General features: G+C 73.4%; 10 protein-coding genes. 8 read left to right on the top strand and 2 right to left on the bottom strand.

Going from position 1 to position 13,721, the window contains the following annotated elements:
- The first annotated feature begins 17 nt into the window (after positions 1–17).
- On the top strand, positions 18–977 hold the full coding sequence (locus ASF28_RS18775; protein ID WP_056096260.1) for a DMT family transporter: 960 nt from the start codon (positions 18–20) through the stop codon (positions 975–977).
- A gap of 150 nt (positions 978–1,127) precedes the next feature.
- On the opposite strand, the gene ASF28_RS18770 is transcribed toward ASF28_RS18775, so the two are convergent.
- Both ASF28_RS18770 and cobF read right to left on the bottom strand, forming a co-directional pair.
- On the bottom strand, positions 1,128–2,381 hold the full coding sequence (locus tag ASF28_RS18770; protein ID WP_056096257.1) for a hypothetical protein: 1,254 nt from the start codon (positions 2,379–2,381) through the stop codon (positions 1,128–1,130).
- A gap of 257 nt (positions 2,382–2,638) precedes the next feature.
- Positions 2,639–3,400 (bottom strand): precorrin-6A synthase (deacetylating), encoded by a 762-nt coding sequence (gene cobF / locus ASF28_RS18765; RefSeq protein WP_056096459.1) that lies wholly within the window; start codon positions 3,398–3,400, stop codon positions 2,639–2,641.
- Positions 3,401–3,491: 91 nt separating this feature from the next.
- Between cobF and ASF28_RS18760 the strand changes: the two genes are divergently transcribed.
- The 7 genes from ASF28_RS18760 to ASF28_RS18730 all read left to right on the top strand — a co-directional run bounded on the left by ASF28_RS18760 (position 3,492) and on the right by ASF28_RS18730 (position 13,612).
- The gene (locus tag ASF28_RS18760; RefSeq protein WP_157085648.1) at positions 3,492–3,920 is read left to right on the top strand and encodes a hypothetical protein; all 429 of its coding nucleotides are present in this window, start codon (positions 3,492–3,494) and stop codon (positions 3,918–3,920) included.
- Between the two features lie 83 nt (positions 3,921–4,003).
- Entirely contained in the window at positions 4,004–5,698 is a 1,695-nt protein-coding gene (locus tag ASF28_RS18755; protein WP_056096251.1) for an efflux RND transporter periplasmic adaptor subunit, read from the top strand.
- 248 nt (positions 5,699–5,946) lie between these two features.
- Positions 5,947–9,075: an efflux RND transporter permease subunit gene (locus ASF28_RS18750; protein ID WP_056096249.1), complete on the top strand. Its 3,129-nt coding sequence runs from the start codon at positions 5,947–5,949 to the stop codon at positions 9,073–9,075.
- A 16-nt stretch (positions 9,076–9,091) separates the two neighbouring features.
- Positions 9,092–9,496 (top strand): CopM family metallochaperone, encoded by a 405-nt coding sequence (gene copM / locus ASF28_RS18745; protein WP_056096246.1) that lies wholly within the window; start codon positions 9,092–9,094, stop codon positions 9,494–9,496.
- 305 nt (positions 9,497–9,801) lie between these two features.
- On the top strand, positions 9,802–10,335 hold the full coding sequence (locus ASF28_RS18740; protein ID WP_056096242.1) for a (2Fe-2S)-binding protein: 534 nt from the start codon (positions 9,802–9,804) through the stop codon (positions 10,333–10,335).
- Complete coding sequence (locus tag ASF28_RS18735; RefSeq protein ID WP_056096239.1) at positions 10,332–11,384, top strand: FAD binding domain-containing protein; 1,053 nt, start codon at positions 10,332–10,334, stop codon at positions 11,382–11,384. The genes ASF28_RS18740 and ASF28_RS18735 overlap by 4 nt, the downstream gene beginning before the upstream one ends.
- Positions 11,381–13,612: a xanthine dehydrogenase family protein molybdopterin-binding subunit gene (locus tag ASF28_RS18730; protein ID WP_056096237.1), complete on the top strand. Its 2,232-nt coding sequence runs from the start codon at positions 11,381–11,383 to the stop codon at positions 13,610–13,612. Before ASF28_RS18735 ends, ASF28_RS18730 begins: the two co-directional genes overlap by 4 nt.
- Positions 13,613–13,721: the final 109 nt, after the last annotated feature.

Raw genomic sequence — 13,721 nt, 5'->3', positions numbered from 1 at the left:
CCAGCGAGGATTCCGTCATGCCGCCCGCCGTGAACCGCACGATGTCCGCGCCCGAATGGGCGATGCTCGTCAGCCTTTCCGTGCTCTGGGGCGGATCGTTCTTCTTCACGCACGTGGCGCTCGACGCAGTGCCGCCCTTCACCCTCGTCACCCTGCGCGTCGGGCTCGCCGCGGTGATCCTGAACGCCGTCGTGCCACTGTCGGGCCTCAGCATGCCGCGCGGGGCTCGGGTTTGGGCCACCTTCCTCGGCATGGGCCTCCTCAACAACGCCGTTCCGTTCTGCCTGATCGTGTGGGGCCAAACCCACATCGCCTCCGGGCTCGCCACGATCCTGAACGCGACCACGCCGCTGTTCACCGTCGCCGCGGCCCACATCCTCACGTCCGACGAGGGGATGACCGGCAACCGGATCGCGGGGGTGCTCGCCGGCCTCGCCGGCGTTGCCGTGATGGTCGGACCCGCCGTCCTCGCGGGCCTCGGGACCGGCTTCCTGGCGCAGATCGCCGTCCTCGGCGCGGCCCTGTCCTACGCCTGCGCCGGCCTCTTCGGGCGGCGCTTCCAGGGGATGGGCGTTCCGCCGCTCGCGACGGCCGCGGGGCAGGTCACGGCATCCACGCTCCTGCTTCTGCCCATCGCCCTCGTCGTCGATCGGCCCTGGACCCTGCCGGTGCCGAGTGCGTCGGTGTGGGGCGCGATCGGGGGCATCGCGGCCCTGTCGACGGCGCTCGCCTACGTGCTGTACTTCCGCATCCTGGCGACGGCGGGGGCGACCAACCTTTGCCTCGTCACCTTCCTCATTCCGGTGTCGGCCATTCTCCTCGGTGCCGTCGTGCTGGGCGAGCGCCTCGATCCGCAGCACTTCGTCGGCATGGCGCTGATCGGTTGCGGACTCGCGGCCATCGACGGCCGCCTCCGGGCCTTTCTCCAGCGGCGGCGACGCCCATCGCCCGAGGTCTATCGAGGGCGGGACATCTAGGCGGCTCGGCGGCCTGGTCGGGCCATCCGCCGAGGATCGGGAGCGGTGCTGTCCGCGTCCATGCCTCTGCCGCTCGGTGGCGGCCGTCGCAAAGCCGCCTATCCCGGTCGTTCCGCCCGGCCCCCAGTGCCAGAAATCTTGCCCACGCGCTCACGGCAGGGCGGAGGCCTCGCGCACGGGGGGCCCGGCCCGTTGCACCAGGGCGCGCAGGGCCGGGGCCGCCTCGGCCGGGGGTTTTGCCAGGGCGCGGGCGTAGGCGTGGATCTCCGTGGCACAGGCGCGCGGCCCGATGACCGCATCGTCGGGCAGGGGTTCGATCCCCGAAACGATCCCCGCCCGCGCCACGAGGGCCGGCACCTCGGCCCCGTCGCCGAGCACCTCCCCGGCCTCGACGAGGTCGGCCCCCGCCCCGATCCGGGCGCACAGGGCGCGGTCGCCGTCGCGGGCCGCCAGCATGGCCCGCAGGAGGAGGCGCCCGGCGGACAGGAGCGTGGGCGCGTCGGCCCGCGCCAGCCCGCGGGCGATGGCGCCGGCGGCGCGGCGGCGCAGGCCCGCGACGGATTCGGCCTCCGAGCGGCCGGCGCGGTAGGCCTCGGCGTACCAGGCGGCGAGGTCCGCGACGGCGCCCGGCGCCGAACCCAGGACCGGCAGGGCGCGCAGGATTGCCGCCCGGGCGCCGGCCGGGCTCGGATCGTCGTCGAGGGTGGAATCGGGAAACCGGTCGGTCCCGACCATTTCGGTGACGGCGCCGGCGGAGAGCAGCCGGTCGGCGTCGGGCACCCACAGGTCGGCGGAGGCGGTGGCCAGGGCCTCGGTGACGAAGGCGGGGTCGAGGCCGGCGGCGAGGTAGGCCGCCCGCTCGGGCACGCCGTCGGCCTGCACCACCTGCCCGAACGGGCCGGCCTCGTAGGGGGCGTGGAAGCCGAGGCGGCCGCCCTCCACGAGGAAGCGCCGGTGCCCGCGCACGAAGGCGAGGGTGCAGGCCGAGACGCAGTAATCGGGCACGTAGGTGGCGAGATGGCGCGCGGCGACGAGGCGGCCGATGGCCTGCCCCTCCTCGACGAGGCCGCCCTCGCTGGTGAGGTGGAGGCGCTCGACATGGGGGTTGGCGTCGAGGAGCGCGCGCAGGCGCTCCGCCGTCCCCTCCCCCAGTTCGCCGGCGAGGCGGATGTCGCGGCCGTGGGGGCCGAGGCCGACGCGGGCGGGCGCCATGGCGGCGGTGTCGAGCTCCTCGGCGAGGCGCAGGGACAGGGCGGCGGTGGCCGCGCCCACGGCCGGGCGGTCGAGGCAGGCGAGGGCGGCGCCGAGGGCGAGGCAGGCGGCGCCCGCGCCGAGCATCCGTCCGAGGCGCGTCCCGCCCCATCCCGCCGTTCCCGCCCGCACCGCCATGTTGCTGGCCGTCATGTCGCTGGCCCTCCGGGCGCATCGCCGCGACGCGCCCGGTCGATGATCGCTCCTGGCGGGGCTCCGGCAAATCCCCCGCCGGCGGCCGAATCGGCGGCGCCGGGCGCTGCCACGGCCCGAAGAGACGGTTGCGCCTGCCGATGTCGGTGCGCGCGGATCGATCTCCCGCGGCGGGGCGGCGGAGGGGCGGTTTCGTTCCGGGGACGGGCCGAATATGTCGCAGGTATAAGGGGTTGGAGGGCAGGGGGTTGGGCGGATCACTCTGTCCCGGGCGTGCGCAGCAGGTAGGTGTCCATGATCCAGCCGTGGCGGGCGCGGGCCTCCGTCCGGGTCCGGAGGATGAGGCCGGCGACGTCGCCGAGGCGGCCGGACAGGAGGATCTCGTCGGCGGTGCCGAGGTAGGCGCCCCAGTGGATGGTGAGATCGGGGTCGAGGTGGTCGAAGCGCGGGGCCCCGTCGAGCATCACCACCGTGGTGTCGGCGCCGGGCGGCAGCCCGTCGGCGACGAGCCGGCCCGTGGTGATGTGGACCGGCGCGCCGATGCGGTTGAGGGCCATGCGGTGGCCGGCGGCGAGGGCCTGGACGCTGCTGATCCCCGGGATCACGTCGTAGGCGAAGGGCACGCGCCCGCGCGCCACGATGCGCTCGATGATCCGCAGGGTGCTGTCGTAGAGGGACGGGTCGCCCCAGACCAGGAAGGCGCCGCACTCGTCGGGCCGCAGCTCGCCCTCGATCATCGCCTCGTAGAGGACGGCGCGGGCGGCGTGCCAGGCCTCCACCGTCGCCCCGTAATCGGCGGGGTCGCGGTCGCGCTCGGGGTCCTGGGCCTCGACGAAGCGGTAGGGCCGCTCGGTGATGTAGCGGGCGCAGATCTCGCGCCGCACGGCCACGAGGTCGGCCTTCTCCCGGCCCTTGTCGAGGACGAACACCACGTCGACGGTGTTGAGGGCGCGCACCGCCTGGACGGTGACGTGCTCGGGATTGCCGGTCCCGATGCCGATGACCCGGATGGTACGCAACATTTGATGTGCTCTCAGACCCACCCCCTGGATTAGGCGAGAAAAACCCATCTGTCGCGGGGACGGCGCCCATGCTATGTGGATCGCCAGCATGGCTCACGCGCGCAACATGGCACTCTGGCTGGTGGCGGTGATCGTTCTGATCGCCGTCTTCGCCGTGCCGTCGGGCGCCGAGGCGCATGCGGGCCGGATGCATGCGGGACACGCCCCCGCGGGCCCGGACCGGACTGCGGCCGTCACCCCCCTCCCCGCTTCCGTCGCGGCGACGTTCCTCGCGGCGACATCCGTCGTCAGCGCTGGTGTGGACCGGGCGAGCGCGGAGTCGGGCCTCGCCCATCCCTGCGACGGGGCCTGCTGCCGGCCGGGCACCGCCTGCTGCACCGGCACCGCCCTCGCGCCCGAGACCCATCCGGCCCTGCCCGCGCGCGGCCCCGAAGCGCGGGCCCATGCCCGCGCCCTCCCCGCCCGGACGGACGTCGTCCCGGAAGCGCTCCCCGAGCCCCCCAGATCCTTCGCCTGACGCTGTCGCGCGTCCCGCGCGCCGTTGCCCCCGGGGCCGGCGCCGGAACGCCGTTCCCTGCTCCGTCGGCGAAAGACTTCTTCATGCCCCTCGTTTCCGCGGCCGCCCTGCGCGCCCTCGCCCTCGCCTGTGTGCTGCTCGCCCCCGGCCTCGCCGCGGCGCATGAGGGCCACGACCACGGCGCCGAAGCCCCCCCGGCCCCCGTGGCGGCGGCGCCCCGCGCCGAGGCCGTCTCCGAGCGGTTCGAACTCGTGGCCGTGGTCGCGGGCGAAGACCTCGTCCTCACCCTCGACCGCTTCGTCACCAACGCGCCCGTGCCGGGCGCCGGCATCGCCGTGTCCCTGGCGGGCCAGCCCCGGCGGAAGGCCGTCGAGACGGCGCCCGGCACCTACCGCCTGCCCCTGCCCTGGCCGGCGGGCCAGACCCACAGCGACCTCATGGTCGGAGTCAGCGAGGGCGGCCGAACCGACATCCTCACCCTCGACTTCGACCTGCCGGAGGTGCCCGCCGCCACGGCGAGCACCGGGGACGCGGCCCCGACGCTGGCCGAACGCCTCGCCCGCCAGAACCCCATGGCGACGGCCGCCGCCGGCTTCCTCCTCGGGCTGGCCGCCGTCGCGACCCTTCGCGCACGCCGGACCGCCCCGGTCCTGGCCCTCCTCGCCCTCGCCACGACCCTGATCCTCGGCGGCACGGCTTTCGCCCACGAGGGCCACGACGAGGACAAGTCCGCCGGCAAGGCCGCCAACGTCCCCCTCCCGGCGGCCCTGACGCCCGGCGCCCTGGAGCGGGCCCGGCGCCTGCCCGACGGCTCGGTGTTCGTGCCCAAAACCCTGCAGCGCCTGCTGGCCCTGCGCACGGATCTCACCGCCACGGGCCGCGTCGCCCGCACCACGGAACTGCCCGGCCGGATCATCGCCGACCCCAACGCCAGCGGCGTGGTGCAATCCTCCGTCGGCGGCCGCCTCGCCCCGCCCGCCGGGGGCTTTCCCCGCCTCGGCACCCGGGTGCGGCGCGGCGACGTGCTCGCCACGGTGACGCCGCCGGTCCAGGCCGTGGACGTGTCCGACATGCGCCAGCGCCAGGGCGAGCTCGACCAGCAGATCGCCATCCTGGTCCGCCGGGTCACCCGGTTCGAGCGCCTGTCGACCACGGGCGCCGTGGCCCAGACCCAGCTCGACGACGCCCGCTCGGAGCTCGACGGCCTCAAGGACCGCCGCGCCGCCCTCGACGCCATCCGGCGCGAGCCCGAGGCCCTGGTCGCCCCCGTGGACGGCGTCGTGGCCGAGACCGCCGCCGTGGCCGGCGCCATGGCGGCCCCCGGCACGGTGGTCTACCGCATCGTCGATCCGGCGAAGCTCTGGGTCGAGGCCCTGAGCTTTTCGGCCCTGGCCGAGGGCAGCGCCGCCACGGCGCGGCTCGGCGACGGCACGAGCCTCGCCCTCGCCTATCGCGGCGCGGGGCTCGCCGACCGCAACCAGGCGGTGCCGGTGCAGTTCGCCATCACGGGCGACGCCAGTGCGCTCCGGCTCGGCCAGTTCGTCACCGTGCTCGCCCCCACGGGCGGCGAGCGCCAGGGCCTGCCCCTCCCCCGCGGCGGCCTCGTGCGCACGGAGGGCGGCCACCTCGTCTACGAGCACGTCAGCGCCGAGCGCTTCGTCGCCCACGCCGTGCGGGCCGACGCCCTCGACGCCGACCGGGTGCTGGTGGCCGACGGCCTCGCGCCCGGCCGCCGCATCGTCGTCCAGGGCGCCGAGCTGCTGGACCAGATCCGCTAGCCGGATCGCGATGGGACTCGAGCGCGGTCCCCCTCCCCCTTGCGGGGAGGGGTCAGGGGTGGGGGTGGCTCCGCCAGCCTCCGCGGGCGGAAGGCGGCTCGGGAGGTTCTCCTGCGAGCGCCCAGGGTCGCCCAACCACCCCCACCTCCAACTCCTCCCCGCAAGGGGGAGGAGGGGCGCGCCTCCCACGAAACGCACCGCACCGAAACCCGCCCCCCATCGAACCCATGCCCCAAGAGGCACCAAAAATGTTCGAGACCATCGTCGCGCAGTCCCTGCGCAACCGCCTCCTCGTGCTGGCCCTCGCCGCTGCCCTGGTGCTCACGGGCGTGCTGGCCCTGACCCGCCTGCCCGTGGACGTGCTGCCCGATCTCAACCGGCCCACCGTCACGGTGATGACCGAGGCGGAAGGGCTCGCCCCCCTGGAGGTGGAGCAGCGCGTCACCTACCCCATCGAGACCCGGATGAACGGCCTGCCGGGCGTCACCCGCGTGCGCTCGGTCTCGGGCATCGGGCTATCCATCGTCACCGTCGAGTTCGAATGGTCGGCCGACCTGTTCCGTGCCCGGCAGTTCGTCGCCGAGCGCCTGGCCCTCGCCCGCTCGGAACTGCCCCCGAACGTCATGCCGCAGATGGGGCCGGTCTCCTCGATCATGGGCGGCATCCTCCTCGTCGCCGTGACGGGCGAGACGGCCACCGCCATGCAGCTGCGCGAGACCGCCGACTTCACCATCCGGCCGCGCCTGCTGTCGATCCCCGGCGTGGCCCAGGTCATCCCCATCGGCGGCGAGGTCCGCCAGTTCCGCGTCGCCCCGAACCCCGCCGCCATGCGGGCGCTCGGCGTCACCAACGACGCCCTCGCTCGCGCCCTCGAAGGCTTCGGCTCCAATGCCGGCGGCGGCTTCACCGATGCGGGGACCCGCGAGGTGCTGATCCGGGCGGTCGGCCGCACCACCCGCCTGGAGGATCTGAGCAACCTCGTGGTGCCGACCCAAGGCGGCCCGGTCTACCTGCGGCAGGTGGCCGACGTCGCCTTCGCGCCCCGCCCCCGGCGCGGCGACGGCGGCTACATGGGCCGCCCCGCCGTCATCGTCTCCGTGGAGAAGCAGCCCGGCATCGACACCGTGCGGCTGACGCGGACCGTGGAGGCGGCGCTCGCCGAGATCGCCCCGGCCCTGCCGCAGGGCATCGAAGCCCAAAAGATCCTGTTCCGGCAGGCGGACTTCATCGAGACGTCCCTCGGCAACGTCGTGACGGTGCTGCTGGAGGCCGTGGCCGTGGTGGCCGTGGTGCTGTTCGCGTTCCTCATGAACGCCCGCACCACCCTGATCTCGCTCACCGCGATTCCGGTCTCGATCCTGGCGACGGCGGCGATCTTCTCGGCCCTGGGCCTCTCCATCAACACCATGACGCTCGGCGGCCTCGCCATCGCCATCGGCGAACTCGTGGACGACGCCGTCGTCGACGTGGAGAACATCCTGCGGCGCCTGCGCGAGAACCGGCACGAAGGGTCCCCGCGCTCGGCCTTCGCCGTGATCGTAGCGGCCTCGAACGAGGTCCGCTCCGGCATCGTCTACGCCACGGCCATCATCTGCCTCGTCTTCGTGCCGCTGTTCGCCCTCACCGGCATCGAGGGCCGCCTGTTCGCGCCGCTCGGCCAAGCCTACATCATCGCCATCCTGTCGAGCCTTTTCGTCTCTCTCACCCTGACACCCGCCCTCGCCTCCTGGCTGCTACCCGGCCTCAAGGGCCTGGAGGCGCCCGAAGGCCGGCTGATCCGCGGGCTCAAGGCCGGCAACGCCCGCCTCGTCGGCTTCGCGTTCGGGCATCGGACGCTGGTGATGGCCGCCGCCGTCCTGGGCGTCGGTCTGGCGGTCTACGCCGCCGCCGGCCTGCCGCGCGCGTTCCTGCCGCCGTTCAACGAGGGCTCGTTCACCGTCAACCTCGCCTTCACGCCGGGGATCTCGCTCACCGAGTCGAGCCGCATCGGCGCCATCGCCGAAGGCCTCGTCGCCGACATCCCGGAGGTGGACCGGGTCGGGCGCCGCACGGGCCGGGCCGAGCTCGACGAGCACGCCGAGGGCGTCCACTCCTCCGACCTCGAAATCGGTCTCAGGCCCGGCGGCCGCCCCCGCGAAACCATCGTCGCCGACATCCGGGCGCGGCTCGGGGTCCTGCCGGTCTCGGTCAATGTCGGCCAGCCGATCTCGCACCGCCTCGACCACATGCTGTCGGGGGTGCGCGCCGAGATCGCCCTGAAGCTGTTCGGCGAGGACCTCGACGTCCTGCGCCGCACCGCCGAGGCCCTCAAGGCGGAGTTCGAGAAAATTCCGGGGCTGACCGACCTCGCCATCGAGAAGCAGGTGCGGATTCCGCAGCTCGACGTGCGCGTCGACGGCGGCCGGGCCGCCCTCTACGGCATCGCCCCCAACGCCGTGGTCGATGCCGTCAGCCGCCTCGCCAACGGCCGCGTGGTCTCGACCCTGGTGGACGGCCTGCGCCGCTTCGACGTGACCCTGCGGTTGCCCGAATCCGGCCGCTCGGTCACCGCTCTGCGCGAACTGCTCATCGAGACCCCCACGGGCTGGGTCCCGGCCCATGCCCTGGCCGACATCACCGAGCGCGACGGCCCCAACCAGATTCTTCGCGAGAATGGGCGCAGACGCCTCGTCATCCAGGCCAACACCGAGGCGGGCGCGGACGGCTCGGCCGTGGCCGCCGCCATCGCCAAGGCCCTGGCGCAGGCGAAGCTGCCCGAGGGCGTGAGCGCGAATCTCGAGGGCGCGTACCAGGCGCAAGGGGAGGCGACGCGGACCATCGGCCTACTCAGCCTCGTGTCCCTGGCCCTGGTCTTCGCCCTCCTGGCGAGCCGCTACCGCTCGGGCGTGCTCGCCCTCATCGTCATGGGCAACGTGCCCCTGGCCCTCATCGGCAGCGTCGTGGCGCTGACCGTCGCAGGGCTGCCCCTGTCGGTGGCCTCGATGATCGGCTTCGTGACCCTCACCGGCATCGTCGCCCGCAACGGCATCCTCAAGATCAGCCACGCCCTCAACCTCGGGCTGACCGAGGGGATTCCGTTCGGCCCGGCCCTGGTGCTGCGGGCGAGCCAGGAGCGCCTCGTGCCCGTGCTGATGACGGCGCTCGCCGCCGGCATCGCCCTGGTGCCCCTCCTCGTCGACGGCACCGCGCCCGGCAAGGAGATCCTCCACCCCGTCGCCGTGACCATCTTCGGCGGGTTGTTCAGCGCGACGCTGCTGGACGCCGTGCTGACCCCGATCCTGCTTCTGCGCTTCGGCGGCCCGGCCTTCGCCCGCCTCGCCGCCGCGCCGGAGCCGGCCCCCTCGCCCACCGGGGCCGCGCGCCCCGCCCTGTTCTGACCCCGGAGTTTTTTCCATGATCCGTAAGACCGCCCTCGCCGCCGGCTTCGCCCTCTTCGCCCTGGGCGCGGTCGCCGCCCCCGACCACGACCACGATCATCCGGGCCACGACCACACCGGCCACGACCACCCTGCCCCCAAGGCCAAGGCGGGCGCCGAGGCCCCCTCCACCCGCGCCTTCCGCGAGGCCGCCCTGCGCATGCACGGCGACATGGAGATCGCCTATTCGGGCGACGTCGACCGCGACTTCGCCGCCGGCATGATCCCGCACCACCAGGGCGCCATCGCCATGGCCAAGGTCGCCCTGCAATATTCCAAGGACCCGGAGGTGCGGGCGCTCGCCGAGACCATCGTCAAGGCGCAGGATGCCGAGATCGCCCAGATGGAGGCGATCCTGAAGCGCAAGGGGGCGGTGAAGTAGGCGGTTCGGCGCTCCCCACAGCAGCCATTCTGCAGGGCGCCATCGCCATTCGGCGTGAGGCGCCACGCGCTCCCTCTCCTGGAAGGAGAGGGTTGGGGTGAGGTGTGGGACCTTTTCGGAGAGTTCGCACACCTCACCCTGTCCCTCTCCTTCCAAGAGAGGGGCCCCCCACCAAATCCGAACATTCTTCGGCATCGCAGTCAGCTCGAGACGAACCATCGGACCGCGAGCGACCCCCTTCTAGCCGGCTCCGCCTGCGGCCCTATCTGGACAGGTTCCAGACAAGCTGCCGGAGCCGCCCCCGCATGAGCTTTCCCGAAACCGGCTTTCCCATCACGCTGACCGTGAACGGCGAATCCCGCAGCCTCGTCCTCGAGGATGCGCGGGTCACCCTCCTCGACGCCTTGCGCGAGCGTCTCGACCTCACCGGCTCGAAGAAGGGCTGCGACCGGGGCCAGTGCGGCGCCTGCACGGTCCTCCTCGACGGGGTGCGGATCAACGCCTGCCTGGCGCTGGCCGTGAGCCATGACGGGGCGTCCATCACCACCATCGAGGGGCTGGCCGACGGCGACGTGCTGCACCCGGTCCAGGCCGCCTTCGTCGATCACGACGGCTTCCAGTGCGGCTTCTGCACGCCGGGCCAGATCATGAGCGCCGTGGGGCTGATCCGGGAGGGGCAGGCCGGCGACGATCCCGAGCGGGTGCGCGAGGGCATGAGCGGCAACCTGTGCCGCTGCGGCGCCTATGCGGGCATCACCGAGGCGGTGCTGGCGGCGCACGCGGCCATGCACGCCCCCGATGTCCTGCCCGGCGGCCACCTGATCGAGGACGCGGCATGAACCGGTTCGACTATGTCCGTGCCGGCAGCGTCGCCGAGGCCGTGGCGGCCCACGGGGCCGGGGCGGCGTACCTGGCATCGGGCACCAACCTCCTCGACCTGATGAAGGGCGGCGTCACCCGGCCCGAACGCCTCGTCGACATCTCTCGCATCTCCGGCCTCGATGCCGTCGAGACCCTGCCGGACGGGGGCGTCCGCATCGGCGCCCTCGCGCGCAACGCGACCCTCGCCCACGATCCGGCCTTCGCCAAAGCCTATCCGGCCGTGGCCGAGGCCCTGCTGTCGGGCGCCTCGGCGCAGCTGCGCAACGCCGCCACCACCGCCGGCAACGTCCTGCAGCGCACCCGCTGCCAGTACTTCTACGACACGGCGAGCGCCTGCAACAAACGCCAGCCCGGCGCCGGCTGCGGGGCCCGCGGCGGCGCGACCCGCACCCATGCGATCTTGGGCTGGAGCGAAGCCTGCATCGCCACCCACCCGTCCGACTTCTGCGTGCCCCTGGCCGCCCTCGACGCGATCGTGGAGATCGAGGGCCCGGCCGGGCGCCGCGAAATCCCGCTCGCCGACTTCCACCGCCTGCCCGGCGACGCCCCGGAGCGCGAGACCGAGCTGGCGCCGGGCGAGCTCATCGTCGCCGTCCGGCTCCCGCCCGACGCGAAAAAGTTCGCGGCCCATTCGCGCTACCTCAAGGTCCGCGAGCGCACCTCCTACGCCTTCGCGCTGGTCTCGGCGGCGGTGGGCCTGACCCTCGAAGGGAATCGCATCGGACAGGCTCGCATCGCCCTCGGCAGCGTCGCCCTGAAGCCCTGGCGGGCGCGGGAGGCCGAAAGCCTTCTCGCCGATCAGGTGCCGAGCCCCGAACTGTTCGCGAAGGCCGCCGACGCGGCCCTCGCGGGGGCGACGCCGTCCGGCGACAACGCCGCCAAGATCGAGCTCGCCCGCCGCATCGTCGTGCGGGCGCTGACCCTCGCGCAGGCCGGCACCCCGGCCCGCGTTCCCGCCTTGCCCGCCAGCCCCTTCGCCGCCGCCCCTTCCGGAGCCCGACCATGAGCGAGCGCATGCGCCACGGCGCCTCCATCGGCCAGCCCCTGACTCGGCGCGACGGCCCCGCCAAGGTCACGGGCGCGGCCCGCTACAGCGCCGACTTCCACCCCGCGGGGATGCTCCACGCCGTCATGGCGGTGAGCGCCATCGCCCGCGGCAGGGTCGTCCACCTCGACGTGGCGGCGGCCGAGGCCCATCCGGGCGTCGTCGCCGTGATGACGCCCGAGAACGCGCCGACACTCGCCAAATCCCCCGACGAGAAGGACAACCCCTTCGCCTTCCGCCTCGACCTCCTGCAGAATTCCGGCGTCCGCTACGCCAACCAGCCCATCGGGGTGGTGATCGCGGACACCCTCGAGGCAGCGACCGAGGGCGCGGCCCTGCTCAGCCCCCGCTACGAGGCCGAGGCACCGGGCGTGGAACTCGGCGGGGGCGAGATTTTCGTGCCCGACAGCGTCGGCGCCGGCACCCCGACGGAGCAGGGCGCGGGCGACATCGAAGCCGGGTTCGCGTCGGCCGCAACCCGGATGGAGGCCACCTACGAGACGGCGGCGCAGTACCACAACGCCCTGGAACCCCACACCAGCGTGGCGCAGTGGGACGGCGACCGCCTCACCCTCCACACCCCGACCCAGGCCCTGTGGATCGCCAAGGGGCGGCTCGCCGGCCTGTTCGGGATTCCCGAAGGCAACGTCCACATCGTCAGCCACTACCTCGGCGGCGGCTTCGGCTCGAAGGGGTTCATTTCCTCCCCCCAGATCCTGGGGATCATGGCGGCCAGGCTCGTCGGGCGGCCGGTGAAGCTGGTGACCCGGCGCGAGCAGATGTTCGGCCCCGTCGGCCACCGGGCGTCGACCCGCCAGACCCTCAAGCTCGGCGCGAAAGCCGACGGCACCCTCACGGCCCTCGATCACCACACCCTAACCCTGACGAGCCGGCACGACGACTTCGTCGAGGCCTGCGGCCTCATCGCCCGCCACCTCTACGCGTCGGAGGCGATTTCCACGACCCACGCGGTCTCGCGGGCCGATATCGGCACCCCGATCTTCATGCGCGCCCCCGGCGAGGCCCCGGGCAGCGTCGCGGTGGAATCGGCCCTGGACGAACTCGCCCTCGCCCTCGACATGGACCCGTTGGACCTGCGCCTGAAGAACTACGCCGAGGTCGAGCCCATCACCCACCGGCCGTTCTCCTCAAAAGCCCTGCGCGAATGCTACGCGCAGGGGGCCGAGCGCTTCGGCTGGGGCAAGCGGCCGAAGCAGCCGCGCCAGATGCGGGACGAGGACGGCCTCCTCGTCGGCTGGGGCATGGGCACCGCCACCTATCCGGCCGGGATGATGCAGGGCGAGGCCCGCGCCACCATCCGGGCCGACGGCACGGCCCTGGTCGAGACCGCCGCCCAGGACATGGGCCAGGGCGCCTGGACCGTGCTCGCCCAGATCGCCGCCGACGGCCTCGGCCTCGACGGCGACCGGGTCGAACTGCGCATCGGCGATTCGGACCTGCCCAACGGCGGGCTCGCCGGCGGCTCCACCGGCACGGCCACGTCGGGCAGCGCCGTGCACGCGGCGACGCAGGCGGCTTTGGCCCAACTCGAAGACCTCGCGGTGAACGACCGCGCCTCGCCCCTCTACGGCGCCGGCAATGCCGGCACGGTGGCGGAGAACGGCCGCCTGGCGCGGCGCGACGACCCGACTCGCTCCGAGAGCTTTTCGGAGATTCTGGCGCGGGCCGGAAAGGACTCCGTCGAGGCCAAGGGCACGGGCGCGGGCGAACCGGCCTCGCGAAAAACCTACGCCATGCACGCGCACGGGGCGGTCTATGCCGAGGTGAAGGTCGATCCCGACCTCGGGCAGATCCGGGTGACGCGGCTGGTGGGCGCCTTCGCCGCCGGGCGCATCGTCAACCCGCGCCTCGTGCGGAGCCAGTATTACGGCGGCATGATCTGGGGCGTGTCCCTGGCGCTGCACGAGCACGCGGTCCTCGACACCCGGTCGGGCCGGGTGATGAACCCGAATCTGGCCGAGTACCACGTCCCGGTGAACGCCGACGTGCCGTCCCTGGAGGCGATCCTGGTGGAGGAGCACGACCCGCACGTGAACCCGCTCGGCATCAAGGGGGTGGGCGAGATCGGCATCACCGGTACGGCGGGCGCCATCGCCAACGCCGTGTGGCACGCCACGGGAACCCGCGTGCGCGACTTCCCCATCACCCTCGACAAACTGCTGGGCTGAGGGCAGCCTCGGGCGGTGTCCCCGCGAGGAAGACGCCGCCCCCGCCTGTCGAAACGGTGGCCGGCGACCTATCTCCCGGTCTCGCGGAACGACGACGGCAGGAAAGATC

It is taken from the genome of Methylobacterium sp. Leaf99 (genome assembly GCF_001422375.1).
Classification (GTDB): Bacteria; Pseudomonadota; Alphaproteobacteria; order Rhizobiales; family Beijerinckiaceae; genus Methylobacterium.
Note: the sequence above shows the minus strand (reverse complement) of the source record. Positions and strands in the feature narration are given on the sequence as shown.

What these genes read in the sequence shown, in the direction of transcription:
- ASF28_RS18760 (WP_157085648.1), top strand. Translation starts at nt 3,492, where the DNA reads ATGGCTCACGCGCGCAACATGGCACTCTGGCTGGTGGCGGTGATCGTT.
- ASF28_RS18775 (WP_056096260.1), top strand. Translation starts at nt 18, where the DNA reads ATGCCGCCCGCCGTGAACCGCACGATGTCCGCGCCCGAATGGGCGATG.
- copM (WP_056096246.1), top strand. Translation starts at nt 9,092, where the DNA reads ATGATCCGTAAGACCGCCCTCGCCGCCGGCTTCGCCCTCTTCGCCCTG.
- ASF28_RS18750 (WP_056096249.1), top strand. Translation starts at nt 5,947, where the DNA reads ATGTTCGAGACCATCGTCGCGCAGTCCCTGCGCAACCGCCTCCTCGTG.
- ASF28_RS18730 (WP_056096237.1), top strand. Translation starts at nt 11,381, where the DNA reads ATGAGCGAGCGCATGCGCCACGGCGCCTCCATCGGCCAGCCCCTGACT.
- ASF28_RS18740 (WP_056096242.1), top strand. Translation starts at nt 9,802, where the DNA reads ATGAGCTTTCCCGAAACCGGCTTTCCCATCACGCTGACCGTGAACGGC.
- ASF28_RS18755 (WP_056096251.1), top strand. Translation starts at nt 4,004, where the DNA reads ATGCCCCTCGTTTCCGCGGCCGCCCTGCGCGCCCTCGCCCTCGCCTGT.
- ASF28_RS18770 (WP_056096257.1), bottom strand. Translation starts at nt 2,381, where the DNA reads ATGACGGCCAGCAACATGGCGGTGCGGGCGGGAACGGCGGGATGGGGC.
- ASF28_RS18735 (WP_056096239.1), top strand. Translation starts at nt 10,332, where the DNA reads ATGAACCGGTTCGACTATGTCCGTGCCGGCAGCGTCGCCGAGGCCGTG.